Annotated in this window: 23 protein-coding genes and 2 tRNA genes; 15 read left to right on the top strand and 10 right to left on the bottom strand. The window is 44.0% G+C overall.

Annotated elements, in window-relative coordinates; genetic code table 11:
- The 6 genes from WS40_RS07720 to WS40_RS07695 all read right to left on the bottom strand — a co-directional run.
- Positions 1-1044 (bottom strand): hypothetical protein (locus WS40_RS07720; RefSeq protein ID WP_046441565.1); only part of this gene is annotated, 1044 nt, incomplete at its 3' end.
- Positions 1041-1532 (bottom strand): RNA polymerase sigma factor, encoded by a 492-nt coding sequence (locus WS40_RS07715; RefSeq protein WP_302342997.1) that lies wholly within the window; start codon positions 1530-1532, stop codon positions 1041-1043. The genes WS40_RS07720 and WS40_RS07715, both read right to left, overlap by 4 nt.
- Before the next feature lie 111 nt (positions 1533-1643).
- A complete protein-coding gene (locus WS40_RS07710; RefSeq protein WP_046441564.1) occupies positions 1644-2138 on the bottom strand; it encodes a hypothetical protein in 495 nt (164 codons plus the stop codon).
- Positions 2138-2806 (bottom strand): tRNA (guanosine(46)-N7)-methyltransferase TrmB, encoded by a 669-nt coding sequence (gene trmB, locus WS40_RS07705; RefSeq protein ID WP_041337508.1) that lies wholly within the window; start codon positions 2804-2806, stop codon positions 2138-2140. Before trmB ends, WS40_RS07710 begins: the two co-directional genes overlap by 1 nt.
- 18 nt (positions 2807-2824) lie before the next feature.
- On the bottom strand, positions 2825-3361 hold the full coding sequence (locus WS40_RS07700) for a hypothetical protein (RefSeq protein WP_022287484.1): 537 nt from the start codon (positions 3359-3361) through the stop codon (positions 2825-2827).
- A 13-nt stretch (positions 3362-3374) separates the two neighbouring features.
- Positions 3375-4619: a galactokinase gene (locus WS40_RS07695; RefSeq protein ID WP_377075612.1), complete on the bottom strand. Its 1245-nt coding sequence runs from the start codon at positions 4617-4619 to the stop codon at positions 3375-3377.
- Between the two features lie 407 nt (positions 4620-5026).
- On the opposite strand from WS40_RS07695, the gene iorA reads away from it, so the two are divergent.
- From iorA to WS40_RS07640, 11 genes are all read left to right on the top strand, one after another.
- Positions 5027-6754, top strand: coding sequence for an indolepyruvate ferredoxin oxidoreductase subunit alpha (gene iorA / locus WS40_RS07690; RefSeq protein ID WP_046441562.1), 1728 nt, complete (start codon positions 5027-5029; stop codon positions 6752-6754).
- 28 nt (positions 6755-6782) lie between these two features.
- The gene (locus WS40_RS07685) at positions 6783-7358 is read left to right on the top strand and encodes an indolepyruvate oxidoreductase subunit beta (protein WP_046441561.1); all 576 of its coding nucleotides are present in this window, start codon (positions 6783-6785) and stop codon (positions 7356-7358) included.
- On the top strand, positions 7358-7855 hold the full coding sequence (locus WS40_RS07680; RefSeq protein WP_046441560.1) for an HD domain-containing protein: 498 nt from the start codon (positions 7358-7360) through the stop codon (positions 7853-7855). Before WS40_RS07685 ends, WS40_RS07680 begins: the two co-directional genes overlap by 1 nt.
- 64 nt (positions 7856-7919) lie before the next feature.
- Positions 7920-9227, top strand: coding sequence for a phenylacetate--CoA ligase family protein (locus WS40_RS07675; RefSeq protein WP_046441559.1), 1308 nt, complete (start codon positions 7920-7922; stop codon positions 9225-9227).
- An 18-nt stretch (positions 9228-9245) separates the two neighbouring features.
- A complete protein-coding gene (locus tag WS40_RS07670) occupies positions 9246-9680 on the top strand; it encodes an ACT domain-containing protein (protein WP_046441557.1) in 435 nt (144 codons plus the stop codon).
- A 155-nt stretch (positions 9681-9835) separates the two neighbouring features.
- Positions 9836-10006, top strand: a complete 171-nt coding sequence (locus WS40_RS07665; RefSeq protein ID WP_022287477.1) for a DUF362 domain-containing protein — start codon at positions 9836-9838, stop codon at positions 10004-10006.
- 543 nt (positions 10007-10549) lie between these two features.
- Positions 10550-11755 (top strand): transglutaminase domain-containing protein, encoded by a 1206-nt coding sequence (locus WS40_RS07660; RefSeq protein WP_046441555.1) that lies wholly within the window; start codon positions 10550-10552, stop codon positions 11753-11755.
- Between the two features lie 221 nt (positions 11756-11976).
- The gene (locus WS40_RS07655; protein ID WP_325208483.1) at positions 11977-13527 is read left to right on the top strand and encodes a L,D-transpeptidase family protein; all 1551 of its coding nucleotides are present in this window, start codon (positions 11977-11979) and stop codon (positions 13525-13527) included.
- 53 nt (positions 13528-13580) lie between these two features.
- The gene (locus WS40_RS07650) at positions 13581-14219 is read left to right on the top strand and encodes a M15 family metallopeptidase (RefSeq protein ID WP_046441553.1); all 639 of its coding nucleotides are present in this window, start codon (positions 13581-13583) and stop codon (positions 14217-14219) included.
- Positions 14220-14585: 366 nt separating this feature from the next.
- On the top strand, positions 14586-19127 hold the full coding sequence (gltB, locus tag WS40_RS07645; RefSeq protein ID WP_046441567.1) for a glutamate synthase large subunit: 4542 nt from the start codon (positions 14586-14588) through the stop codon (positions 19125-19127).
- Between the two features lie 77 nt (positions 19128-19204).
- Entirely contained in the window at positions 19205-20689 is a 1485-nt protein-coding gene (locus WS40_RS07640; RefSeq protein WP_046441551.1) for a glutamate synthase subunit beta, read from the top strand.
- Positions 20690-20825: 136 nt separating this feature from the next.
- Here WS40_RS07640 and WS40_RS07635 read toward each other — a convergent pair.
- Positions 20826-20901: transfer RNA gene (locus WS40_RS07635), tRNA-Thr, on the bottom strand.
- A 66-nt stretch (positions 20902-20967) separates the two neighbouring features.
- Entirely contained in the window at positions 20968-21858 is an 891-nt protein-coding gene (locus WS40_RS07630; protein WP_046441549.1) for a tRNA lysidine(34) synthetase, read from the bottom strand.
- A gap of 134 nt (positions 21859-21992) precedes the next feature.
- On the opposite strand from WS40_RS07630, the gene WS40_RS11535 reads away from it, so the two are divergent.
- The 3 genes from WS40_RS11535 to WS40_RS07620 are packed head-to-tail and all read left to right on the top strand — an operon-like array spanning position 21993 to position 23564.
- The gene (locus WS40_RS11535; RefSeq protein WP_117896738.1) at positions 21993-22550 is read left to right on the top strand and encodes a CYTH domain-containing protein; all 558 of its coding nucleotides are present in this window, start codon (positions 21993-21995) and stop codon (positions 22548-22550) included.
- Between the two features lie 26 nt (positions 22551-22576).
- Complete coding sequence (locus WS40_RS11530; RefSeq protein WP_181979662.1) at positions 22577-22729, top strand: hypothetical protein; 153 nt, start codon at positions 22577-22579, stop codon at positions 22727-22729.
- Positions 22710-23564 carry an amino acid ABC transporter substrate-binding protein gene (locus tag WS40_RS07620; protein WP_046441547.1) on the top strand — a complete coding sequence of 285 codons (855 nt, stop codon included), beginning with the start codon at positions 22710-22712 and terminating at the stop codon, positions 23562-23564. Before WS40_RS11530 ends, WS40_RS07620 begins: the two co-directional genes overlap by 20 nt.
- A gap of 123 nt (positions 23565-23687) precedes the next feature.
- Here the strand turns inward: WS40_RS07620 and WS40_RS07615 are convergent.
- Positions 23688-23780 (bottom strand) — tRNA-Ser (locus tag WS40_RS07615).
- Positions 23781-24234: 454 nt separating this feature from the next.
- On the opposite strand from WS40_RS07615, the gene WS40_RS07610 reads away from it, so the two are divergent.
- Positions 24235-26115 carry a GGDEF domain-containing protein gene (locus WS40_RS07610; RefSeq protein WP_046441545.1) on the top strand — a complete coding sequence of 627 codons (1881 nt, stop codon included), beginning with the start codon at positions 24235-24237 and terminating at the stop codon, positions 26113-26115.
- Positions 26116-26198: 83 nt separating this feature from the next.
- Here WS40_RS07610 and WS40_RS07605 read toward each other — a convergent pair.
- Positions 26199-26645: integrase core domain-containing protein (locus tag WS40_RS07605; RefSeq protein WP_325208374.1), on the bottom strand; the 447-nt coding region annotated here is incomplete at its 5' end.

Raw genomic sequence — 26645 nt, 5'->3', positions numbered from 1 at the left:
AAATCTGTTTGTGAACATATCCACAGTGAAATAATCTGTCGCCATATTGAACTGTATGTCCGAATCGTTGACGATATTCAGGGTCAGGAGGTTCAGACTTTCGTTTGTGATATATCCATTTTGCGCATAGTCTGACTTTACACATTCTGTTGTATTGTTGCTGTTCATGATATCGTTGTAATAATTATAGTCAGCAGGGGAGTAGCTAAAAATGGCATTGTCTGGGTTTTTCATAGAGCTTTCGTCATAGATATCCAGCAGGTCATTTTTGAGGGTTTGAGCTATAATTTTGGCATTTTCAGTGAAGCTTTCGCCGCTTCCGTATTTGAGAGAAACGCTGTTATCGCTGTCTGAAATGGTTATCTTGCAGTTGTTATTCTCAATATGGGCTTCTATTCTGCAATTCACCGCCTTGTTAAAAGCGTCCTCATCAAGGGTTTTTATCTCCGACAGGATATCGATTACCAAAGAATTTGGCTCATAGCTGTTATCATCTGTCAAAAAATCCACGCTTGGAAGTCCGCTGTCGGTTTTCTCCAGCAGGTCAACGTAATACCTTGTGCTGTGTTCCTTGCCCTCGATATTTTCGTCATAGTTGCCGCTGTAGACAATATCGCAGTATGCAGGGCTGTTTTGTATTATGTCGAGATTTCCTACCGTAAAATTTGCGCTTTCAAGCACTGTGTCTGCAAGCTTTATAAAGTCTGCTGAACACAACTGCAGTGTACCTGTATCGCCGGATACACTGCTGTTTGCAGGTGGAGCTGTGCCTGCGTTCGGCTCGTAGTCATGGATATTTCTTGTCATGTAAATTCCGCCTGACATTACAAGCGCCACTGCCGCCGCTGCCGCAACTACCTTTGCACCCTTGTGTCTTGCGACTATGGCAGGCTGTGTCGGCTCGGTTTGTGGTGTGAAAGTATCCGTATTTATATCTCCGTTTTGTTGTGGAAAACGCTTTTTGAGCGTTTCTTTGAGCTGTGTTTTTTTCTGCTCAGAAAGGCTTGCGCCTGCGAAAAATTGTTTTATATCTCTTTCGTTCATACGCTCATCTCCTTTTCGTAGTCTGAAAGTGAAAGCTTTAGTTTTTCTCTTGCTCTTTTCAGCCTTGATGTGACCGTGCCCTTGCTTGTTCCCAAAATGTCGGCTATCTCATCGGTCTTGCAGCCTTGATAATAAAAAAGATAAAGCACTATCCTGTATTTTTTATCCAGCCTGTTTATAGCGTTTTGCACATCTATCTGCATATCAGGTGATGAAAAATCGCTGCTTGCACTTACCTCATTTTCTGCACGCAGACGTCTGCCTGCCGACCTTAGCAGGTCTTTGGATAGATTTATCGCCGTTCTCAGCAGCCACGCTTTAAGATGCTCGTCATCATTGAAGAAAAGCTCACCCTGCCTTGTGAAATATTTTATTATGACCTCGCTGACTATATCCTCCGACTCGTGAACGCTGCCTGTGACTGCCAGTGCCGCTCGGTAGATATCGTCTGAAAATTTGTCAACTATGTAGTCAATATCTCTTGTCAAAGCTGTCACCTCCTTTGTTGTTTTGAAAAGCCTTTCATCTATAACACGAATGTAAAGACCGTTTGATTGCATAAAAAATGGACGAAAAATAATTTTTTCGTCCATAAAAAATCAGCTTTTACTTGTTTTTACATAAGACCACCCGTCACCGAGGTTATCCTCGCCCCCTGATGAGCTTATGGGTGAGCGGTAAATATAGTAATGATCATAAATGGTATAGAATTTCACTGTCAAGCCGTCGCTGTCGATGTATGTAACGTTCCTGCGCTCCAGCTCCTCAAGCTCTTTCTTCACAGACTTGCAGGCATTGTTTTCAGTGAGCGATTTAATGGAGCATTTGCCCTTTGGCAGTGTCGGCTTTTCACATGAAATGCTTTCTATCATAAACTCCGCAGTGGTCTGAAAGTTAGCCTTATTGTCATTGAAAACGGCTTTTATCTGGCTGTCGGAGCGCATATAGTGCTGATGCCAGAAGCCGAGTGCTACTGCAAGAATAACGACTATCCAAATTATCCACTTGACTTTTCTGCCTGTTGACCATTTGCGAAGCTTGCCGTCAGCCCCCATATCTTTCTCGCTGACAATTGGATTTATCTGCTCGCTCATTATTTTACAAACGCCTCCAATCTGTAGATAGGCATACCCATGTCTGAGAATTTCTTTTCATATTCCGTCACGATATTGCCCTCGAAGCCGCTGTTGTGAAGGTCGAGAGAAATGTTTTTAAGTCCGTAATTTGCCGCAGAGAACTCCTCCAAGGAGAACTCAAAGAAGTGCATATTGTCGGTCTTTTGGTATATCTCGCCTTTGTCCACAAGAATACGTCTGTATATTTCAAGAAAAGCTCGGTATGTGAGCCTATGACGTGCATATGTATTTTTAGGATACGGACAGCTAAAGTTAAGATAGATACACTCCACTGACTTTTCAGGGATAAAGCAATCCAGATATTCAGCCTCGCCCCTTGCAAATCTCAGGTTCGGTATGCCCTCGTCTATAGCCATTTGTGCGGCGTCAACTATAACGTTACTGCTTTTTTCTACTGCAAGGAAATTCTTGTCAGGATTTCTCTTTGCTATCTCTCTTGCAAACTGACCCTTTCCACAGCCTATCTCCAGCACAAGTGGATTGCTGTTTCCGAATATCTTCTCAAAGTCAATAAGCTGTTTGTTTGATTTGTCCTGAAAATTCTTCTCGTCACGGTCAAGATATAAAATATAATCTCCGCAGGCTTCAAGACGTGCCTCAAGATTTTTCTTTCTTCTCATTCTCATATGGGATAAACTCTCCTGTTATTTATTAGAATATTTGTGCAGAAAATAGTCCTTGTCAGACGTGACCTTTAGCCACTGCACAGCCGACCCTGTGAGCATATTTTCATAAGGATAAACTGTGAGCATGACTTCGGGTGTGTCCTCACCGCTGAAATGAGGGGTCACCTTAAAAGCTATCTCGCAGTTGAGCCGCTGAACGACCTCTTCCTCGGTGAGCTTTCTGAAAAGCACTGAGGTGTCCTTTTCGGTGATAGGTATTTTGGTAAACTTCGCCTGATAAATTTTTTTGCCGTCCTTTTTGGTGACAAGTGAAAAGCCATGCTTCACAAGGGTTATCTTTCCACCATGGTTTTCGTAGTATTCAAGGTTTGAAAAGGTAACACGTCCGTCATTGACAGCTTCACCGGATATCGAAACGCAAAGCCCTTTGTCTGACGCTTTCCCTGCACTCTCCACTCCGAAAGCAAAGGGAAGTCCGTCTATCATTATTTCTCCGCAGGTGGAAAACTGCAACTTCACCTGCTTTTTCTTCAAGCCTGCAAATGGATTTTTCATGACAACTCCTATATTAAAGGTCGATCTGCACGCCGCCAACAGGTCTTATGGACAGCACATAGCATGAGCCTTCACCGAATACTCTCTCCATTTCAGCCTTGAAAGCTTCAAGCTTCTTTTCAGGTACGAACGCTTGGATAGTTCCTGCAAAGCCACCGCCGTGTACTCTGCAAGCGCCCTCACCGCCAAGAGCCTGCTTTGCAAGATACAGAGCAAGTGAAAGACCCTGCTCGTTTGGGGCAGAAGAAGCATAGATGTTCTGAAGATATTTGAATGATGAATCTCCTGATTCATTGATAAGGCTCAGGAAAGCGTCAAAGTTGCCCTCTGAAAGTGCGGAAGCTTCCTTGCCAACTCTCTCGTTATCGTCAAAGAAGTGGAGCGCTCTAAGCACAGCTCTGTCACTGCACTTTTCTCTAACGGCGCAGATGTTTTCAAGAAGCTGTTCCTTTGTTATCTCTCTCAGCACCTTTTTGCCGAAGAAAGCCGCAACAGACTTCATTTCCGCAGGGATAGCCGCATACTCAGGGGTGAGGTCGGCATGGTTGCCCTTTGTGTCAACGATACACAGTGCGTGACCGCTTTTTGTGAAATCGAACTTTACAGAGTCGATAACAGGGTGCTTTTCGTCAGCAAAGTCGATAGTGATAAATCCGCCTACTGATGAAGCCATTTGGTCCATAAGACCTGACGGCTTGCCAAAATATACATTTTCCGCAAACTGAGCTATCTGAGCTATTTCCACAGCAGAAACCTCGCCCTCGTTGTAAAGACCGTTGAGGATAGTGCCGATAAGCACTTCATAAGCCGCAGATGAAGAAAGTCCAGAGCCTTTGAGCACGTTTGAAGTTGCATAAGCCTTGAAGCCCCCGGCATTGTGACCATTCTTCTTAAAGCCTGCGGACATACCTCTTATAAGTGCCGCTGATGTGTTTTTCTGCTCCTCGTAGATAGTGTCATCATCGACGTTCACAGTGTCCATTGGGAAGCCCTCGGACTTTATTGTAATAACGTTCTCTTCGTTGTCAGGAGCGACAGCGGCAATAACGTCGAGTGAAACGCCTGCCGCAAGAACACAGCCGAAGTTGTGGTCGGTGTGGTTGCCGCCTACCTCAGTTCTGCCTGGAGCTGAGAAAAAAGCAGTTGGCTTTTCACCGAAAAGCTTTTCAAATTCATCTGCAACTCTGTTATATCTTTCTCTCTGAAACGCTGTCATATCGGCTGTGTAGACCTCGTCAAGTGTGTATTTTTTCATTATGTATATCCTCCGAACGTAAATATAAGTATACCTTGTTATTATACAACATTTATGCTCTTTTTTCAAGTACAATTTTTTAAACAAGTGAGGAGGTAAGAATGAGGAATGAGGAGTGTTAAGAGTGAGGAATGAGGAATTATGGTATCGCCTGGCGGCGATTTATTTTTTGTTGCTCAAAACGTGTAAGCTGGCATAAATTTTTGCACAGAAGCTCCTTTGATATTTTATGCAAACTGACAAAATTGCCGTAAGTAAACTTTTTATAACACTCTATTGGTGCTTTAAATCAAAAAAGTTGTTGCATTTTGGTGAAATTTGTGGTATAATTACTTGTATCTATTTTAATTATTGTTTATTTCTACCGACCACGAAAAATGGTCGGTGCAGTGAAAGGAAAGATTTATTGTATGAAAAAACTAATGCTTGGAAACGAGGCGTTTGCAAGAGGTCTGTATGAGGCAGGCTGTAAGGTTGTATCATCTTACCCTGGTACTCCGTCAACTGAGATAACAGAAGCTGTTGCAAAATATGACGAGGTATATGCTGAGTGGGCGCCTAATGAAAAGGTGGCAATGGAAGTGGCTCTTGGCGCTTCTATAGGCGGTGCAAGAAGCTTCTGCGGAATGAAGCACGTTGGTCTTAACGTTGCCGCTGACCCTCTTTACACAGCAGGCTACACAGGCGTAACGGCAGGTATGGTAATAGCTGTCGCCGATGACCCTGGTATGCACTCGTCACAGAACGAGCAGGATTCACGTCACCATGCTATCGCTTCTAAGACAATGATGATAGAGCCTTCCGATTCAGGAGAGTGCAAGGAGTTTGCTAAGGCTGCTTTCGAGCTTTCTGAAAAGTTCGATGTTCCTGTTATCGTAAGACTGTCAACCAGAGTTTCTCACTCTCAGTCAGCCGTTGAGCTTTGCGAGAGAGAGGAAAGGGAGAATATCCCATATGAAAAGAATATCCAGAAGTATGTTATGATGCCTGGTAACGCTATCCGCCGTCACCCTGTTGTTGAGGCAAGAATGAAGGCTATCGCTGATTATGCCGAAACTTCACCGCTCAACAAGGTAGAGATGAACGATACAAAGATAGGCGTTATCACAAGCGGTATCTCATATCAGTATGCAAAGGAAGCTTTGGGCGACAAGGCTTCATATCTCAAACTCGGTATCGTAAACCCAATGCCAATTCAGATAATAAAGGACTTTGCCGCAAAGTGCGAAAAGGTCTATGTAATCGAGGAGCTTGACGATGTTATCGAAACACACTGCAAGAAGAACGGTGTGAACGTTATCGGCAAGGAGCTTTTCAGCCTTATGGGTGAGATATCACAGACTATCGTTGCCGAAAAGATACTTGGCGAGAAGAATGAGTATATCACATTTGAGGATAACGTGCCTGTAAGACCTCCTGTTATGTGTCCGGGATGTCCTCACAGAGGTCTGTTCTATTGCCTGCATAAGCTGGGCGTTATGGTATCAGGCGATATCGGCTGTTACACTCTCGGCGCAACAGCACCGCTTTGTGCTATGGATTCAACTATCTGCATGGGTGCTTCTATCAGCGGACTTCACGGATTTAACAAGGCAAGAGGTGCAGAGGCTGAGAAGAAGTCTGTTGCCGTTATCGGTGACTCTACATTCATGCACAGCGGTATGACAGGTCTTGTGAACGTTGCATATAACTCCACAAATTCAACTGTTATCATTCTCGATAACTCTATCACAGGTATGACAGGTCATCAGCAGAACCCTACAACTGGTAAAAACCTTAAGGGCGACCCCGCTTATGCCGTTGACCTTGAAATGCTCTGCCATTCACTTGGTATCAAGAGCGTAAGAGTTGTTGACCCATATCACATGGCTGAAACAGAGGCTGTTATCAAGGAAGAGCTTGCCAAGGAAGAACCAAGCGTCATTATTTCAAGACGTCCATGCGCACTTCTTAAATATGTAAAGCACAATCCACCGCTCAAGGTAAACAAGGATAAGTGCGTTGGCTGTAAGCAGTGCTTGAAGATAGGCTGTCCTGCTATATCTATCCATGACGGCAAGTGCGTTATCGACCATACACAGTGCGTAGGCTGCGGCATATGCAAGGAAATGTGTAAGCTGGGTGCGATATGCGACTAATGATAACATATATTTCGAGGTGTAAATAATGAAAACAAGATCAATTATGATAGTGGGTGTAGGCGGACAGGGTTCACTGCTTGCGTCAAGAATAATAGGAAACGTGCTTCTCTCACAGGGCTTTGATGTCAAGGTCAGCGAGGTACATGGAATGAGCCAGCGTGGCGGCTCTGTTGTTACATACGTTAAGTACGGCAGCGAGGTATGCTCGCCGGTAGTTGAAAAAGGCGAAGCTGATATCATTATCAGCTTTGAACAGCTTGAAGCCGCAAGATATGTTTCATATCTCAAGAAGGGCGGACATATCATCACTTCAACTCAGCAGATAGACCCAATGCCTGTTATCACAGGTGCGGCTGTTTATCCTGAGGATATCATAGGCAAGCTTAAAGCAGAGGGCGTTGACGTTATCGCTGTTGACGCACTGGCACTTGCGGAGCAGGCTGGTACTGCAAAGGCTTCAAACGTTGTTCTCATGGGCGTTGTGTCAACTAAAATGGCTTTTGACGAGGACGTATGGCAGAAGGCTCTTGAGCAGTGCGTTCCTGCAAAGTTCCTTGAACTGAACAAGAAGGCGTTCGCTCTCGGCAGAGAGGTAAAATAATGGACGAGATAAGCGGTCTTATCATAAAAATGACCGAGTTTTTCGCTGGCGACCCGAAACGTATACAGCACTTTATAAAGGTACATACCTTTGCCCGTGTTATCGGCAGGGCAGAGGGACTTGATATCCGCACTATGTATTGTCTTGATGTTGCGTCAGCGGTGCATGATATCGGCATAAAGCCTGCGGAGGAGAGATACGGCAAGGGTCACTGCGGCGGAAAGCTTCAGGAACAGTTAGGCCCTGAGCCTGCACGGAAAATGCTCACAGAGCTTGACTTTGACGAGGATATCATAGACAGGGTGTGCTTTCTTATCGCACATCATCACACCTATGAGGGCGCCCAGGGGCTTGACTGGCAGATACTCTTGGAAGCAGATTTCCTTGTGAACGCTTTCGAGGACAGCCTTTCCAAAGAGAGCATAAAAAGCTTCCGTGACAAGGTGTTCAAAACGAAAACAGGCATTAAGATGCTTGAAGAAATGTACGGCGTATGATACTTGTGCAAAGTTGATACCCGAGTAATATGACCGAAACCATTTTAACAGGAGGTGTGTTCCAATGGGAAAATATTGGAACGAAGAGATCGAGTGCATGGCGCACGAGGACATGAAAAAGCTCCAGAGCGAAAGACTTGTCAAGCAGGTCAAGCACGTCTGGGACAATGTGCCATACTACAAGAAGCTTATGGAAGAAAAGGGCGTAACGCCTGATGATATCCACGGCATTGAGGACCTGCACAAGCTGCCGTTCCTTTCAAAGGCTGATCTGCGTGAGGCTTATCCTTACGGTCTGCTTGCAAAGCCGCTTTCAGAGTGCGTGAGAATACATTCAACAAGCGGAACCACAGGCAAGAGAGTTGTGGCTTTCTACACTCAGCATGATATCGACCTTTGGGAAAATTGCTGTGCAAGAGCTATAGTTGCCGCAGGCGGATCAAAAGACGACGTTTGCCACGTTGCATATGGCTATGGACTTTTTACAGGCGGAGCAGGTCTTAACGGCGGCTCTCATAAGGTAGGCTGTCTGACACTGCCGATGTCATCAGGAAACACAGAAAGACAGATACAGTTCATGCAGGATCTCGGTTCTACTATCCTGTGCTGTACTCCGTCATATGCCGCTTATATAGGTGAAACTGTAAAGGAAATGGGCATAAAGCCAGAGGAGCTTACACTCAAAGCTGGTATCTTCGGTGCTGAGCCTTGGACGGAGGAAATGCGTCACGAGATAGAGAGTCTTCTTGGTATCAAGGCTTACGATATCTATGGTCTGACAGAAACAAGCGGTCCTGGCGTAGCTTTCGAGTGCGAAGCACAGTCCGGTATGCACATCAATGAGGACAACTTTATCGCAGAGATAATCGACCCTGACACGGGAGAGGTGCTTCCTGAAGGCTCAAAGGGCGAGCTTGTATTCACAAGTATCACAAAGGAAGCTTTCCCTCTGCTGAGATACAGAACAAGAGATATTTGTATTCTTACAAGAGAGAAATGCTCATGTGGCAGAACTCTCGTCAAAATGTGCAAGCCAATGGGCAGAAGCGACGATATGCTCATCATTAAGGGCGTAAACGTGTTCCCATCGCAGATAGAGTCAGTGCTTCTTAAGATATCAAAAGCAAGCCCTAACTATCAGATAGTCGTTGACAGGGTGAACAATTCTGATACTTTCGAGATAAGAGTCGAGCTTAACGACGATATGTTCTCTGATACTGTCAAGTCTATCGAGGATCTTGAAAAGAAGATATCCAACGATATCCATAATATCCTTGGCATCAAGGCAAAGATAAGACTTGTTGAGCCAAAGAGCATTCCACGTTCTGAGGGCAAGGCAGTAAGAGTTATCGACAAGAGAAAGCTTGTCTAAAAGACAGGGGGTAATTTTATGACAGTAAAACAGCTTTCGGTTTTTATTGAAAATAGACCTGGCAGATTGTCTGCCGTTACAAAAATACTTGGGGATAATGATGTGAATATCCGTGCAATGTCCCTTGCTGACACAAAGGATTTCGGTATTCTCAGACTTATCGTTGACGATTTTGAAAAAGCAGTTTCAGCCTTGAAAACAGAGGGCTTTTCCGTTACCACCACTCAGGTGCTTGCAGTGGAGATAAATGACCGCCCAGGCGGACTTTCAGAAGCAATGAAAGCTCTCTACAATGACAACATCAGCGTTGAGTATATGTATTCTGCATTCATAAACACTAAGGAAAACACGGCTTATCTTATCCTTAGAGTAGAGAACGTTACAGCCGCTCTGGATGCTTTGAGTGAAGCAGGATTTGCACTTATCTCACAGCAGGAATTGGCAAGCATCTAGCTGATTAGTGAATACTAACCGAAAAACCACTTAAAATCTATGTGAAATTTTTATGAAATGCCGAAAACCTCTTGATTTTTTCAGAAAATGTGTTATTATATAAGTATAGTATTTGATATGATACTTGTAGAATTTATGCAAGGAGGTCTGTGAAAATGGCTTATAAGATTAGTGATGAGTGCATCGGCTGCGGCGCTTGCATGGACGCATGTCCAGTAGGAGCTATCTCCGAGGCTGACGGTAAGTGTGCTATTAACGCTGACGAGTGCATCGACTGCGGTTCTTGCGCAGGTACTTGCCCTGTAGGAGCACCTCAGGCTGAGTAATTTACTTAAACTAAGAGAAAACGTCTGTCATATGGCAGGCGTTTTTTTGCACTTATTTTTTTGTGTATTAGTTTTCAGCGCGTTATCATAAAACTGTCACATTGGCGGAGTATTATATAGACACGATAAGAGAAAGACAAAAAGATGAAATTTACACATATACTTTTTTCTCCATATATACTTCATATACTTCAAAAAGGGAACGCTGGCTTGTGTCAGCGTTCTTTTTTTGCGTGGGTGATTTTGTGGATAGATATGTAAAATATCGTGGAAAATATGGGTTTTTGTAACGCAGGTGTCCGTTTTTCGGTATTATTAATAAAAGTTTTGCGAAATTTGTTAAAAGTGATAAAAATAGAACCCTTATTGTAGTTCCTTGGATATAAAATGTACAATGGTTGTAACTTGATGTTCATATAAACTTCATAAACAAGCGAAAAAACGGCTTGAAAATTACAATTTGATTACAATGCCCCTTGACTTTTGTAACCTTATTCATTATAATATGGTGTAGTTTATCACATTTGAAAGGAGCGTTCTGAATTGGGTTATTTGAAGTCGGGGATATCCCGATGTGTGGCTGTGCTTTCTGCCTGCGGAGTTGTGACAGTATCTGCTGTGACTTTTGCGACACTTGATAAAAACGTTATCCAGCCATGTGCGGTCATGCCGCCTGAAAATGCAAAGGTCATTTCTGTTGTTTCTGACAAGAAAACATCTGAGCAGATCGGTGATATCACAACTGTTCTTACAACATCAGCCGTCAAGGAAACTGCGAAAAATTCTCAGACCGAGGCTGTAAAGGCTGTAAAAACTGCAAAAAGCGAAACAACAAAGGCAACAAAGTCAGCTTCCGAAACAGCTTTGAGATCAGAGAGCGTAACGACCTCTGTAATATCACAGAAGCCAGCGTCAGTGACCGCAGTGCAGAGCGTGACTTCCGCTGACACAAAGCTTAGCATATCAGTAAGCCTTGTAACAAAGAAAACTCAGCAGGCTTCAAAGTCTGAAACAAAGGTTTCTGCTGTTACTTCCGCCCCTGTCAGCACTACTGACAGCGATACTGTTGCCTCAAAGGTTACAAAAAAGACTACAACAGTGAAAACTACTACTGCAAAAACTACTACAACTGCAAAGACAACAACTGCCCCTGTTACGACCACAACGCCTGCGGTGACTACTACCAAGAAAAAGACCACCACCACTAAGGTGACAACAACTAAAAAGCCTGTTACAACTACAACCACTGCGCCTGTTGTCGACAACGGCAAGACCCCTGCACAGCGACTTAATTCTGCAGTGCTTGATCCAAAGGCGACGCTCAGCGCAAAGGAAGAAAAGATACTTCTGAAATATCTCCATAAGATAATATCAGATGATATGACAAACTACGAAAAGGCTGTGGCTTGTTACGACTACCTTATAAAGAACACGGTCTACGATTACGGCGGCTGGGCAAATCCTGTCAAGGCTGTTCTTGAGGACGGTTACGGCACTTGCACAGAATATTCTTACGTTTACGCCGCAATGCTCAACTATATAGGCTTTGACGCAAAGACCGTTGACGGCAAGACCGCTATGGCGGCAGGCGGTTACGGCTATCATATGTGGGTGGAGGTAACGATAAACGGTCAGGTATATGTTATGGACCCTCAGGTGGACGATAACATGAGCTGGGGAGCGTATATCTCCCATGACCGCTTCTGCAAGACCTACAGCGAGGTCAAGAACAAGTATATAAAAGACTGATATTGTATCGGGTGGAGTTATCTGCCCGATATTTTTTTACTGTGTTTGCGTGTAGTTTGTTTGCAGTACGTTTATTTGTACATTAAATAAGAATATCCGGCACTCTTTTTGTGACAAATTTTTCAGCCTATCCTATAGACAAAAGGAAAAAAGCATGATATAATTATTCTTGATACATTGTCGGCAAATGCCGAACGTCATTTTGTACAGGAGGATAATTGATGACGGAAAATTCCACAAAGATAACGAAAAAGCCTGCGACATCAGTGAAGAAAAACAGCTCTGTCAAAGGTTCGTCAAAGAATAAGAAAAGAAAGAAAAAACGCAACAATATCGGCATTATCTGCGGCACTGCGGCAGCGGCTATCGTGATAGTTGTGGGCGGAGGATATTTCATTGGAAGAGCTTACTATAGCAACAGATTTCTGAGCGGCACAACAGTGAATGGCGTTGACGTGGGCGGAAAGACATTTGAACAGGCTTGCGATCTGCTCGGGGTGAACGATATGCCTTATGAACTTACGGTCAAAACTATCGACGGCACGCCTGTTGTTTTCAAGACGGCTGATTTTGATTACAGACTAAGCGGCAAGGACGATCTTCAGAAGATCTATGACAGCGTGAACAGAAAAACATGGTTCTCTGGATTTATACAGAACTCCATCTATAGCTTTAATGAGGACATCACATTTGATGTTGAGAAGCTTCAGAAGCTTGTGGAGAAAGCAAACTGGGGCGATGTTGAAACTGCCGATGCAAAGCTTGGCCTTAACGAGGATAAGACGGCTTATGTTATCACCCCTGAGGTGCAGGGAAACAAGATAACCGATATGAAAAAGCTTGAAGCTTATGTTACGCAAAGCGTGGCGGCAGGTGAGCTTAGCGTTGAGCTTGACAAGGACACAGGTTGTTATTCCCTTCCGGAGGTGAAGAGCGCAGACCTTGAGGACGATTGCAAGAAACGAAATGATGTTTTCCAGCTTTCTGTCACATACGATTTTGACTACACCACAGAAACTCTCACGGGCGAGGAGCTTATGAAGATGATAAAGCTCAAAGATGACGGAAGCTACACTGTGGATAGAAAAAAAGCCATGGAGTATGTTGAAAAGCTCGCAAAGAAGTATGATACATATAATACTAAGAGAAAATTCCACGCCACTTTGCAGGGCGACATAATCGTGCCGACAAGCTCTGATGCTAAATACGGCTGGTGGATAGATCAGGAAAAGACTTGTGACGATCTTGTGGATATGCTTGAAAAGGGCGAGAGCGTTGACAAGGTAGACCCTATCTATTACAGTACCGGTTATTTTGACTTTACAGGCGTTGAGTCTGCGAGAAGCAAGGACGATGATATAGGCGACACTTATATTGAGATAGACCTTACCGATCAGCACTTGTGGTATTATGAAAAGGGCAAGAAAAAGCTCGATACCTATATAGTTTCAGGTCAGACCACATCTGAGGCGAGAACAACTCTCCCTGGTGTTTATAAGCTGTGGTCAAAGGAGACCAACAAGCGTATGAAAGACACAAATGCCGACGGTGACGAGTGGGATACAAAGTGCAACTTCTGGAACAACGTTTCTCTCTGCGGAATAGGTCTTCACGATTCAACGTGGCGAGGCGGATATTTCGGCGGTGAGATATACAAATACAACGGCTCTCACGGCTGTATAAATATGAGCTATGATGACGCCAAATATGTTTATGACAACGTGCCTTACGGTACGCCTGTTGTTATGTACTACAAGTCTGCGGATAAATAATAAGGACGGTCAAGGTATCATGCCTTGACCGCTTTTTGTAAGGAGTGTTTTTTATGGAAAAGATATTATACAGAGAGGGCTTTACGGCTGAGGAACTTCCAAACGAGGTGATAGAGCGTATCAAAGGCGTTTCCTATAAGGAAAATCCCTATGTGAAGCTGAGCGACCTTGCCTATCTGCGTGTGAGATATTATGACTTTGAGCATAAGGTGCAGTCGGGGGAGTTTATCGTGGCGAGGAAGCTTGCACAGGAGGTTCTGGATATCTTCTATGAACTTTTCGAGGGCGGTTATGAGATAGAAAAAATCAGGCTCGTGGACGAGTATGACGCTGATGATGAAAGGTCAATGGCGGATAACAATTCCTCTGCCTTCAACTATAGGGTGGTGGCTGGTACCAATACTATTTCAGCTCACAGCTACGGTAGGGCGATAGACATAAACCCTCTTATAAATCCTTATATAGTGGGGAATAAGGTCATGCCTGCCAATGCTGCAGAGTATGCAGACCGTGACAAGGCTTTTGATCACAAGATTGACAGAACAGACCTTTGCTATTGCATTTTCAGGCGTCACGGCTGGAAATGGGGTGGCGACTGGAACAATTCTAAGGATTATCAGCATTTTTACAAAGAGTACGATTCTCCGCTGAAAATGGCTGTAAATAAGCTGAAAAGAGCGTTGTTACGTTAGTTTTCAAGGTTTACCTAGGAAGCAATATGAAATCATAAGTTATATATGTATACCGATTAACTAAAAATTAATAATGATTTTATGCAAGTTTTATCATTCACTCTTGCATTTTGCTGTAATGTGTGTTATAATGATTAAGCCGCCAAAAAAGACGGCAAAAGGCTATTTTCTTGCATTTGTGCGAAAAACCACGCTTTGGGTTTACTTGCGCTTATGCAGGATTGCAGGATTTTAATTTCTTCCTGCAAATTTTTTTGTTAAAAACAGCTAAAAATCGGCTATGAGCCGTGAAATAACATACGTTGCTGAACGATAAGCTATAATTTTTTTACAGTTTGGCAGGAAAGGGTGATAAAAATGGAACGCATGGAGGATATGACTAATGTAAAAAGCCTGTATTCACCGAAATTCGAGCATGATAACTGCGGAATAGGTGCTGTTGTGAACATTAAGGGCAAAAAGAGCCACGATACTGTTGCAAATGCGCTGACTATCGTTGAAACGCTTGAGCATCGTGCTGGTAAGGACGCAGAGGGCAAAACAGGTGACGGAGTAGGTATCCTGCTTCAGATCTCACATAAATTCTTCAAGAAGATCGCCGCCGCTGAGCTTGGAATCACGCTTGGCGAGGAGAGAGACTATGCCGTTGGTATGTTCTTCTTCCCACAGAACGAGCTTGCGAGAAATCAGGCAAAGAAAATGTTTGAGATAATCGCCGAAAAAGAGGGTCTGGAGATCCTTGGCTGGAGAGCCGTTCCTGCAAAGCCTGAGGTGCTTGGCAAGAGAGCTGCTGAGTGTATGCCTGCCATAATGCAGTGCTTCATCAAGCGTCCAAAGGGCGTTAAAAAGGGTCTTGACTTTGACCGCAAGCTATATGTTGCAAGACGTGTGTTCGAGCAGTCGAATGAGGACACCTACGTTGTATCGCTTTCAAGCAGAACTATAGTATATAAAGGAATGTTCCTTGTGCAGGATCTCAGAAAGTTCTTCCCTGACCTTCAGGATAAGGACTACGAGTCTGCTATCGCTATGGTACATTCAAGATTTTCTACCAACACAAATCCAAGCTGGCAGAGGGCGCATCCTAACAGAATGATCGTTCACAACGGTGAGATAAACACTATCAGAGGCAATGCTGATAAAATGCTCGCTCGTGAGGAAACGATGAAGTCTGAGCATTTGAAGGGCGACCTTGATAAGGTCACACCTGTTGTAAACACAGAAGGCTCTGACTCTGCAATGCTCGACAACACACTTGAGTTTTTGGTCATGAGTGGAATGGATCTGCCACTGGCTGTCATGATAACGATCCCTGAGCCATGGGATAACAACGGCACGATGAGTCAGGCTAAGAAAGACTTCTATCAGTATTACGCAACTATGATGGAGCCATGGGACGGCCCTGCTTCTATCCTTTTCTCTGACGGAGATATCATGGGTGCAGTCCTTGACAGAAACGGTCTGCGTCCGTCAAGATATTATATCACAAAGGACGGCAATCTTATCCTTTCATCTGAGGTTGGCGCACTTCCTATCCCGTCAGACAATATCGTTGAAAAGGAACGACTTCGCCCAGGCAAAATGCTTCTTGTTGATACTGTTCAGGGCAGAGTTATCGACGATGACGAGCTTAAGGAATACTATGCTTCAAAGCAGCCTTACGGCGAGTGGCTTGACAGCAACCTTGTCAGACTTAAAGACCTTAAGATACCAAACATCAAGGTAGAGGAACACGGCTACGAGGAAAGACAAAGACTTCAGAAAGCTTTTGGCTATACCTATGAGGACGTTATGACATCTATCCTGCCAATGGCAAAGAACGGCTCTGAGTCTATTGCCGCTATGGGTACAGACAGCCCGCTTGCGGTGCTTTCAAAAGAGCCTCAGCCACTGTTCAACTACTTCAAACAGCTCTTTGCACAGGTAACAAATCCGCCTATAGACGCTATCAGAGAGGAAATAGTTACCTCCACAACTGTCTATATTGGCGAGGACGGCAACATTCTTGAAGAAAAGCCTGAAAACTGCAAGGTAATGAAGATACACGACCCTATTCTTACCTCAACAGATATCCTTAAAATAAAGAATATGCACATTCCTGGCTTTAAGGTAGCTGTTATCCCTATACTTTATTATAAGAACACAAGACTTGAAAAGGCTATAAACAGACTTTATATAGAAGCAGACAAGGCGTTCAGCGAGGGCGCAAATATCCTTATCCTTTCAGACAGGGGAGTTGACGAGAACCACCTTGCTATCCCGTCACTGCTTGCAGTATCAGCGCTTCATCAGCACCTTGTTGTTACAAAGAAGAGAACATCTCTTGCTATTATCCTCGAAAGCGGCGAGCCTAGAGAAGTTCATCACTTTGCAACACTGCTCGGCTATGGCGCTTCCGCTATCAACCCTTATCTTGCTCAGGAAACTATCCACGAGCTTATTGCTGACGACCTTCTCGACAAGGATTACTATGCCGCTGTTGACGATTATAATGCGGCTGTTCTCCATGGTATCGTAAAGATAGCTTCAAAAATGGGTATCTCTACTATACAGTCATATCAAGGCTCACAGATATTCGAGGCTATCGGTATCGGTCAGGACGTTATAAACAAGTATTTCACAGGTACTGTCAGCAGAATAGGCGGTATCACTATCTCTGATATTGAAAAGAACGTTGACAGACTTCATACATCAGCCTTTGACCCTCTTGGACTTGGCACAGACACAGAGCTTGAATCAAGAGGAAGCCACAAGTTCAGAAGCGGCAAGGAGGAGCATCTCTACAATCCTCAGTCTATCTATCTGCTCCAGCAGGCTGCAAGGACTGGCGACTATGAAACATACAAGAAGTATTCAAAGCTTATCTCTGAGGAAATGGACCCTGTGAACATCAGAGGTCTTATGGATTTCAACTTTGCTGAAAATCCTGTTCCGCTGGAGGAAGTTGAGAGCGTTGACTCTATTGTAAGAAGATTTAAGACGGGTGCTATGTCATACGGCTCTATCTCGCAGGAAGCTCACGAAGCACTTGCTATCGCAATGAACAGACTTCACGGCAAGTCAAACTCAGGCGAGGGCGGTGAGAGCCTTGACAGACTTCTCACAAAGGGTACTTCTGAGGACAGATGTTCAGCTATCAAGCAGGTGGCTTCGGGACGTTTCGGTGTAACTTCAAGATACCTCACATCTGCTGATGAGATACAGATAAAAATGGCACAGGGCGCAAAGCCTGGCGAGGGCGGTCATCTCCCTGGCAAAAAGGTTTATCCATGGATAGCTAAAACAAGACACTCCACACCTGGCGTGTCACTTATCTCACCTCCGCCACACCACGATATCTACTCTATCGAGGACTTGGCTCAGCTTATCTATGACCTGAAAAACGCAAACAAGAACGCAAGAATTTCTGTAAAGCTCGTTTCTGAGTGCGGTGTTGGTACAGTTGCGGCAGGCGTTGCAAAGGCAGGCGCAGGTGTTATCCTTATCTCAGGCTATGACGGCGGTACAGGTGCGGCTCCGAGAAACTCTATCTACAATGCAGGACTTCCATGGGAGCTTGGACTTGCAGAAGCACATCAGACCCTTATCAAGAACGGTCTTAGAAACAAGGTCGTTATCGAAACAGACGGCAAGCTCATGACAGGCCGTGATGTTGTTATCGCAGCGATCCTTGGCGCAGAGGAGTTCGGCTTTGCAACAGCTCCGCTGATAACACTCGGCTGTGCAATGATGAGAGTATGTAATCTTGATACTTGCCCATTTGGTGTTGCAACACAGAACCCAGAGCTTAGAAAGAAGTTCCCTGGCAAGCCTGAATATGTAATGAACTTTATGATATTCGTGGCTTCCGAGCTTAGAGAATATATGTCAAAGCTTGGCGTAAGAACAGTTGACGAGCTTGTGGGAAGAATTGACCTTATCAAGCCAAAGGCTGGTATCACAGGCACTGCGGCACAAGTTGACCTTTCTAATATCATCAACTCTGATTACGTTTCAGAAAAGGTAGAATACAACAAGAAATCCAAGTATGACTTCAAGCTTGAAAACACTCTTGATGAAAAGGTACTCATGAAGGAGTTCGAGAAAAATCTTAAGAGTGGTGAGAAGAAGTCTATCACAGTAAATGTCAAGAACACAGACCGTTCATTCGGTACTATCTTCGGCTCAGAGATAACAAGAAAGTATTATAACACACTTGCTGACGATACATACAAGATAGTCTGCAACGGCTCAGGCGGACAGAGCTTCGGCGCATTTATCCCGAACGGCTTGACCCTCGAGCTTGTGGGCGACTCTAACGATTATTTCGGCAAGGGACTTTCAGGCGGTAAGCTCGTTGTTTATCCTCCAAAGGATTCCACTTTCAAAGCCGAGGACAATATCATTATCGGTAACGTTGCACTTTACGGCGCAACAAGCGGTAAGGCGTTCATCGACGGTGTTGCAGGCGAGCGTTTCTGCGTAAGAAACTCAGGCGCAGTGGCAGTTGTCGAGGGCGTTGGCGACCACGGCTGTGAGTATATGACAGGCGGCTGTGTGGTAGTTATCGGCAAGACGGGCAAAAACTTTGCGGCAGGTATGTCGGGCGGTGTAGCTTACGTTCTTGACGAGGACAGACACCTTTACACAAGACTCAACAAGGAAATGGTACTTTTCTCTGAGGTCAAGGAGAAGTACGATATAATTCAGCTCAAAGACCTTATCCAGCAGCACGTTGACGCAACAGGCTCTGAAAAGGGCAAGCGTATTCTTGATAACTTTGAGGAATATCTGCCTAAGTTCAAGAAGATAATCCCTCACGATTACAAGAAGATGATGTCTGCTATAGCTTCAATGGAAGAAAAGGGTATGAGTAGTGATCAGGCGCAGATAGAAGCATTCTATCAGATCATCAACGGCAAGCAGTAAGCCTGCGCACATGAGATATTGTACTTTTAAAAACGAAAGGAGGATATACTTGCCGTGAAAGCAAGTATAGTTGAGATATGGGAAAGCCAACTGGTTTTATGGACTATAAGCGTGAGGACGCAGCAGCGTTCTCCGTTGAGGAACGTATAAAGAATTTTAATGAATTTCACACTCCTCTTTCAAAGGAGGAGCAGCAGAAGCAGGGAGCAAGATGTATGGACTGCGGTGTGCCGTTCTGTCAGGCAGGAATGAAGATAGGCAACGCATTTTCAGGCTGTCCGCTTAACAATCTTATCCCTGAATGGAACGACCTTATATACAAGGGCAACTGGGAGCAGGCATATTACAGACTTCATATGACGAACAATTTTCCTGAGTTCACATCAAGAGTTTGTCCTGCACTTTGCGAAAAAGCCTGCACCTGCGGAGCTAATGGCGACGCTGTTACCACAAAGGCTAACGAATACGGCATTATCGAAAATGCTTATGCCTGCGGATATGCTTCAGCAAGAGTGCCAAAGGTAAGAACAGGAAAGACTATCGCTGTTATAGGCTCAGGCCCGTCAGGTCTTGCTGCCGCTGACCAGCTCAATCAGAGAGGTCACAGTGTAACAGTTTTCGAGCGTGAGGACAGAGTGGGCGGTCTGCTTATGTACGGCATACCGAACATGAAGCTTGAAAAGCAGATAATCGAGCGCAAGATAAACATAATGAAAGAAGAGGGCATCGAGTTCCGCACAGACGTTAATGTGGGCAAGGATATCACAGCGGCTGAGCTTCTCAAGGACTTCGACAGAGTAATACTTTGTTGTGGTGCTTCAAACCCTAGAGATATCAAAGCCGAGGGCAGAGATGCAAAGGGTATCTATTTTGCAGTGGATTTTCTGAAATCCACAACTAAGGCGCTGCTGAACGGCGGCCTTACGGATAAAAACCACATTTCCGCAAAGGGCAAGAACGTCATGGTAATAGGTGGCGGAGATACAGGAAATGACTGCGTTGGTACAAGCGTAAGACATGGCGCAAAGAGCGTTTTGCAGCTTGAAATGATGCCAAAGCTTCCTGACACGAGAGCCGAGAACAACCCATGGCCACAGTGGCCAATGGTCTGCAAGACAGATTACGGTCAGGAGGAAGCTATCGGTGTGTTCGGTCATGACCCGAGAGTTTATCAGACAACTGTCAAGGAGTTTCTCAAAGACAAAAAGGGCAATCTTAAGGGCGCAGTGCTTGTAAAGCTCTCCCCTGAGAAGGACCCTAAGTCAGGCAGAACGATAATGAAGCCTGTTGAGGGCAGCGAATACAAGGTAGAAACCGAGCTTGTTCTTATTGCGGCAGGCTTTCTGGGATCTGAAAGCTATCTCACAAAGGCTTTTGGCGTTGAGGTAGACGGCAGAACGAATATCGCAACAGCCGACGGCACACATCAGACAAACGTGAAGAACGTCTTTGCCGCAGGCGACGTGCGCAGAGGACAGTCACTTGTAGTATGGGCTATCAGAGAGGGCAGAGATGTTGCCCGTGAGGTGGATAAGAGCCTTATGGAGTATACAAATCTGTAATACGAGGTAAAAATATAACACCGTCCGAGGAGTTCGGGCGGTGTTTTTTGTGTGTAGGGTATCATACCCATGGGCGGCGACAAAAAATCCGCTACCATAAATGATAGCGGATTTGGGTGCAGGGACACGTCCCTGCTGGAGCTGCTAACCGGGCTTGAACCGGTGACCTCGTCCTTACCAAGGACGTGCTCTACCTACTGAGCCATAGCAGCAAACCAATTACAGTAATATATTATACACTATCTCTGCCGCTTTGTCAAGCCCTTTTCACAACTTTTTTACTCTATTCCCTCATCATCATCGTCATCTGCCTGAACACTTGGGTCGTAATCATCGTATGTGTCCATAAAATTGTACTTCTTACCCTTGTATTCGTATTGTATCACAGTGCGCAGATTGACGTTATAAACGCTCTTGAAAATGTTGTTTTCAATGTTGGGATTGGTGGCACGGAACTTCGCTATAAGCTCCTTCATTTCCTGCCGCTTTGATACCTCACCCTTTTTCTCTGACCCCTCGTAGCTCTCAGTGAAACGGCAGGCACAGCGGATAAAATGCAGATCGTTCTGCTCCACCCAGCGGATAATGTCCGCCTCTTTCACCATGTACAGGGGTCTGATAAGCTCCATGCCTGCGTAGTTCCTCGAGTGTAGCTTCGGCATCATAGTCTGAATCTGTCCGCCGTATACCATGCCCATGAGTATGGTTTCTATAACATCATCAAAATGATGTCCCAAAGCTATCTTGTTGCACCCAAGATCCTGCGCAAATTTGTAAAGCCAGCCACGCCTCATTCTTGCACAAAGATAGCATGGGTTGCGTTTTGTGTTGTATGCAATGTCGAAGACCTTTGTTTCAAACATCTTTATAGGTATGCCCATAAGCGCCGCATTGTCGATTATTCTCTGTCTGTTGGCATCACTGTAACCGGGGTTCATTACAATAAATTCTAGCCCAATGTCTATGCCCTGATATTTCTGCAAATGCTGCATACACTTAGCAAGAAGCATTGAGTCCTTGCCGCCTGATATGCACACCGCTATTTTGTCCCCTGGCTTTATCATATCGTAACGCTCATATCCCATAACGAACTTGTTCCATATATCTCTGCGAAAATCAGTCACAATGCTCCGCTCTATCTTCTGCTGTGGCGTCAATATTCTTGACATCTCAAACTCTCCTTAAAATCATATATTTAAATTCTACTATTTTTATGGGAATTTGTCAACCTTTTACGCCAGTTGACTTTAGGGCATGATACTGCTATAATATAGTAAAATGATAATATATTCAGGAGGATATCATGAGCGAAAATATAGAGCGTGAGATAAAAATTTCTCTCACACAGGAGCAGTACAAGACCGCCGAAAAGCTTTTTCAGTGGGGCAAAATAATCGAGCAGACCAATTTTTATTATATTCCACAGCAGGATACGGGCATGACAAGTATCAGGGTAAGACAAATAGGGGATAGGTATTTTTTGCAGCTTAAAGCACCTATCTCCGAAAACGGTGCACTTCATGTGAAAAAAGAGTATGAACAACAGCTTGACAGCCTGCCTGAAAAGCTCACCGCACAGGAGCTTTCACAGCTTGTGGGGAGAGATTTCCCTGCCGCTGACCTTGCAGGCTCTTTGCATACTCAGCGCAAGCTCTGCACCGATTTCGACCATGTTGAGATATGCCTTGACAAAAGCGAATATCTCGGCTTGACAGACTATGAGTTGGAACTTGAATATACAGCCGACTATCCCGAAAAGCCTTTGGAGATACTGAAAAATGCAGGTATCACACAGGGAGAAGCGGTAATAGGCAAGTATGCAAGATTTATGGAAAGAGCGAAAAAGCTTGGTAAGTGCTGATTTTCGCCTATCTGCGGTCATTTTCTATGAAAAAGCACCCACAGCCTGCAAAGGTTTGGGCAATAATGATAATTGACAGTGACGTTATAATATGTTATTATATTAAAGTGTTAAAACGTATGAAATGGTATTTTGACGATACCCGAAAGGAAGTTAATAATGAAAAGATCTATTTTTAAGACTATCGCATCACTTTCCGCTGCTGCCATGATGCTTTTGGCTGTAGGCTGCGGAAGCTCATCTGATTCTTCATCAGCAGCAGGCACAAACAGCACAGCCGCTGCAACAGGCGAGGATAACTCACTTCAGAAAGTTCTTGATTCAGGCAAGCTTGTGCTTGGTCTTGACCCAACATTCAAGCCAATGGGCTACACAGACGAGAACGACAACATCGTAGGCTTTGATATCGACGTTGCAAAGGAAGTTTGCTCAAGACTTGGTGTAGAGCTTGAAACTTACTCTGTAAACTGGGATACAAAGGAGCAGGACCTTAATGCAGGCACAATAGATTGTATCTGGAACGGCCTTTCTGTCAGCGATGAGAGAAAGAAAGTAATGCTCATGAGCGAGCCTTACATGAAGAATGAAATGGTGTTCGTTGTAAACGGCTCAAGCGACGTTGCTTCACAGGCTGATCTTGCAGGCAAGAACATTGCCGTACAGAACGGCTCAACAGCACAGGAAACACTTCTTGCATCTGACGTTGTAGCAAATGGTGCGACAACAACAGAGCTTGCAACAAATGTTGAAGCCCTCCAGCAGTTGGAGCTTAACATGGTAGACGCAGCGTTCCTTGACTCAGTAGTTGCAAACTACGAGATATCCACATCAGGCAAGGATTACAAGGTGCTTCCTGACGGCCTTGACCCAGAGGAGTACGCTATCGGCTTCAGACTTGGTGATCAGGCACTTTGCGACAAGATCGAGGAGATCCTTCACGAAATGAAGCAGGACGGCAAGCTTGCTGAGATATCAACAACTTGGTTCGGAAGCGACATCACGACCATAGAATAATCACAAAAACATTCAATCGGACAGTCTTCGGGCTGTCCGATTTTTTTGCTTTATTAAGTATTTTTGCGTGTCATATCTTTAGAAAATAAAAAGTCTCGCAAACAACGTGTTTACGAGACTTTTTGGCGGAGAAGGAGGGATTCGAACCCTCGATGAGCTATTAACCCATACACGAGTTCCAGTCGTGCGCCATAAACCGGGCTAGGCGACTTCTCCAGTTTATCATTTTTTTATATGTGTCACACTATCTAAGCGACTTTAATATTATACCATATGATCTTTTACTTGTCAAGACATTTTTGAAACTTTTTTTGTTCTTTTCTTATTCAGAAGTACTGTGTAAAAAAAGTTTTCTCTGCGATGCTTTATTAACAATATTCTGAAAAGTTTTCATTATATTTTCTATATGAACATGTTACCGAAAATTTACGCAATCTCGAAAACGATTAAGCAAATCATTTAGTTGATTTATAACAAATTTAATCAAATATATGTATTGGTAATATTGAAAAAAGCTTAATAATTTTACCACAAAAATAAAAAAGTCGTTAAAAGGTTTACGAAAATTCACAAAATGCCTTTGACAACTCGAGGCAAATGTGGTATAATGTTTAAATGATTGTAGGGTGCAGTGCGTCTAAATGCAACATTATAGAGAAGGTGAGACATTTTGGGAAGAAAACGCATTGGAGTGATATTGTCTGAGGCAGAAAGCTATTATCAGGAAAGATTGCTGAGAGGCGTAATGACAAAGGCTTTTCAGCTTGACTATGATGTGCTTATCTTCACAAGCTTTGTCAAAGAGTCATTCTTAAAAGCAGTGTCTGTTGGAGAAATGCAGATATATGACGTTATAAATTATGATAAGCTCGATGGCGTTATCGTTTTGGCAGATACATTAAAAATGCCTGGGCTTTTTGACAAAATATGCAGGGATATAGATGAGAAATGTCATGTTCCTGTGGTTTTTATAGATGGAAGCTATAAGGACTATGAAAGTATTTATACCCGTGACGAAATACCCTTTATGCAATTGACAGAACACCTTATCGAGGTCCATGGATGCAGGAAGATACTTTTTTTGAGCGGTCCGCTGGAGACTGCCACCACTCGTGAACGGCTTGCGGGATATAAGCGTGCCCTTGAAAAGCATGGCATAGAGTATGATCTGGACTTTGTCTGCTTTGACGGAGGCTTCTGGTATGATAAAGCGGCAGAGGTGGCAAATAATATCATCTATGGCAGACGTAAAAAGCCTGACGCTATCGTTTGCTGTGGAGATTATATGGCTATAGGCGTTGTACATGAATATCAGAAAAACGGTTTGAGCGTGCCTGAGGATATGATAGTTGCAGGTTATGACGCAATAGACGAGGCTATCCATTGCGTGCCAGCTATAACCTCGTGCTCACCGCCGATCTTTGAAACTGGCGTGAACGCAGTAATGACCATAGAGGCAAGGATCAAAGGCGTTGAACCGCAGGACCTTATAGAGGACGGCGGAAAGGTGGAGATAGGTGCTTCCTGCGGCTGTCATGAGGATTATAGCTATACAAAGCGTGATCTTTTATCATCTCAGAACAAGATGAATTATCATGACTTTTTGGACAGCAGTATGACCGATATAATGGCTTGCTCTAAAGATCCCGATGATCTGATGGCCAGGATACAATATTTTCTCTATCTTATCATTGGTCATAAGAGGTATTATCTCTGTCTTAATGAGGATTGCCTTGGAGAGCATGAGATAGTCGGTGAGATCTCCACTGTTCCAAAGGAATATACAGAAAATATGGTGCTTTATATAAGAAACGTTGACGGCAAAAGCAGAACTCTTCATGATCCTTTTGAACTCAAAGAGATATTTCCTGATCTGGAAGAAGAACGAGAAAGCCCTTGTGCATTCTTTATCACCCCGGTACATTTTATAGATCGGTGCTATGGCTATGCTGTATTGTCTTACGGTGACGAAATAAAATCGATAGATATCACTTATCGTAATTGGACAAATCATGTAAGCAATGCTCTGGAATCAATGCGGATACGAAACTCCATAGCTAATCTTGCAGTCCGTGACGCTATGACAGGTGTTTATTCGAGAATAGGCATTGAGAAAAATATCCAGTTTGTTATTGACAGAATGTCAAATCCGAAAAATAAGGCTTTTATCGCTGTCTGCGATCTGGACTGTCTTAAAAAGATAAATGATAATTTTGGCCATAACAGCGGTGATATTGCAATAAAAGCGATCGCAGACGCAGTTTTGGCATCGACAAAAAATAACGAGATATGCGCAAGGATAGGCGGTGATGAGTTTGTGGTGATAGGCTGTAACGACTATAACGACAACTATCCTGAACGATTTTCTGCAAGGGTCAATGACCGGCTTAGGGTATATAACAAGTTTGCAGGTAACGAGTTTGAGGTCAGCGTTAGTATAGGCGGTATTTGTAAACATATAACAGATGTCCACGAGCTTGAAGATATGTTTACACAGGCGGATAAGATAATGTACGCAAGTAAATTGGAAAGACATAAAAACAGGAAATAGCAATAGATAAAATATCAGTGCATTAAAACGGACGGTCAGTGATCGTCCGTTTTTGCGTGTGAGAGACACATATTGTAGGTTTGTCAATCATATTGGACACTATTATTAAGAAATTCGATAGGCGAAAACCATTTGAGGGGACGCATAGGACGGTTGTTTGTTCGACTTAAACGTGCAGCTAGCTGCACGTTTAAGTCGTCGCAGGAATAAAACCTATGGCACGAATAGAATTTGTTGTGATCTTCTCGGTGACTGCGCTCTACTTTGCCATTGTGCCTGGGCGTATATGGACGAATGAGTTTGTGTTCAATGCCAAGTTGTGAGAGCGTATTCTCAAACAGCGTTTTCTTGTCTCTTTTGCTTGGCGAAAAGCGGTTAGTAAATTCAAATCCATTGTCGGTCTGAATACATTTCACTGTTATTCCTCTGCGTTTGTACCATTTCACCAGCCTTTTTACAAAGTCTGCTGAAGAACAGGTGCTTTGCTCCTCATATCCGTATAAAAATCTTATCCTGGTATACTCATCGAT

The organism is Ruminococcus sp. N15.MGS-57 (assembly GCF_000980385.1).
In the GTDB taxonomy this organism is placed as follows: domain Bacteria; phylum Bacillota; class Clostridia; order Oscillospirales; family Ruminococcaceae; genus Hominimerdicola; species Hominimerdicola aceti.
Note: the sequence above shows the minus strand (reverse complement) of the source record. Positions and strands in the feature narration are given on the sequence as shown.

What these genes read in the sequence shown, in the direction of transcription:
- WS40_RS07655 (WP_325208483.1), top strand. Translation starts at nt 11,977, where the DNA reads ATGACGGAAAATTCCACAAAGATAACGAAAAAGCCTGCGACATCAGTG.
- WS40_RS07650 (WP_046441553.1), top strand. Translation starts at nt 13,581, where the DNA reads ATGGAAAAGATATTATACAGAGAGGGCTTTACGGCTGAGGAACTTCCA.
- WS40_RS07630 (WP_046441549.1), bottom strand. Translation starts at nt 21,858, where the DNA reads ATGTCAAGAATATTGACGCCACAGCAGAAGATAGAGCGGAGCATTGTG.
- WS40_RS07675 (WP_046441559.1), top strand. Translation starts at nt 7,920, where the DNA reads ATGGGAAAATATTGGAACGAAGAGATCGAGTGCATGGCGCACGAGGAC.
- WS40_RS07685 (WP_046441561.1), top strand. Translation starts at nt 6,783, where the DNA reads ATGAAAACAAGATCAATTATGATAGTGGGTGTAGGCGGACAGGGTTCA.
- trmB (WP_041337508.1), bottom strand. Translation starts at nt 2,806, where the DNA reads ATGAGAATGAGAAGAAAGAAAAATCTTGAGGCACGTCTTGAAGCCTGC.
- WS40_RS07680 (WP_046441560.1), top strand. Translation starts at nt 7,358, where the DNA reads ATGGACGAGATAAGCGGTCTTATCATAAAAATGACCGAGTTTTTCGCT.
- WS40_RS07640 (WP_046441551.1), top strand. Translation starts at nt 19,205, where the DNA reads ATGGGAAAGCCAACTGGTTTTATGGACTATAAGCGTGAGGACGCAGCA.
- WS40_RS07700 (WP_022287484.1), bottom strand. Translation starts at nt 3,361, where the DNA reads ATGAAAAATCCATTTGCAGGCTTGAAGAAAAAGCAGGTGAAGTTGCAG.
- iorA (WP_046441562.1), top strand. Translation starts at nt 5,027, where the DNA reads ATGAAAAAACTAATGCTTGGAAACGAGGCGTTTGCAAGAGGTCTGTAT.
- WS40_RS07620 (WP_046441547.1), top strand. Translation starts at nt 22,710, where the DNA reads ATGAAAAGATCTATTTTTAAGACTATCGCATCACTTTCCGCTGCTGCC.
- WS40_RS07710 (WP_046441564.1), bottom strand. Translation starts at nt 2,138, where the DNA reads ATGAGCGAGCAGATAAATCCAATTGTCAGCGAGAAAGATATGGGGGCT.
- WS40_RS07665 (WP_022287477.1), top strand. Translation starts at nt 9,836, where the DNA reads ATGGCTTATAAGATTAGTGATGAGTGCATCGGCTGCGGCGCTTGCATG.
- gltB (WP_046441567.1), top strand. Translation starts at nt 14,586, where the DNA reads ATGGAGGATATGACTAATGTAAAAAGCCTGTATTCACCGAAATTCGAG.
- WS40_RS07670 (WP_046441557.1), top strand. Translation starts at nt 9,246, where the DNA reads ATGACAGTAAAACAGCTTTCGGTTTTTATTGAAAATAGACCTGGCAGA.
- WS40_RS11535 (WP_117896738.1), top strand. Translation starts at nt 21,993, where the DNA reads ATGAGCGAAAATATAGAGCGTGAGATAAAAATTTCTCTCACACAGGAG.
- WS40_RS11530 (WP_181979662.1), top strand. Translation starts at nt 22,577, where the DNA reads ATGAAAAAGCACCCACAGCCTGCAAAGGTTTGGGCAATAATGATAATT.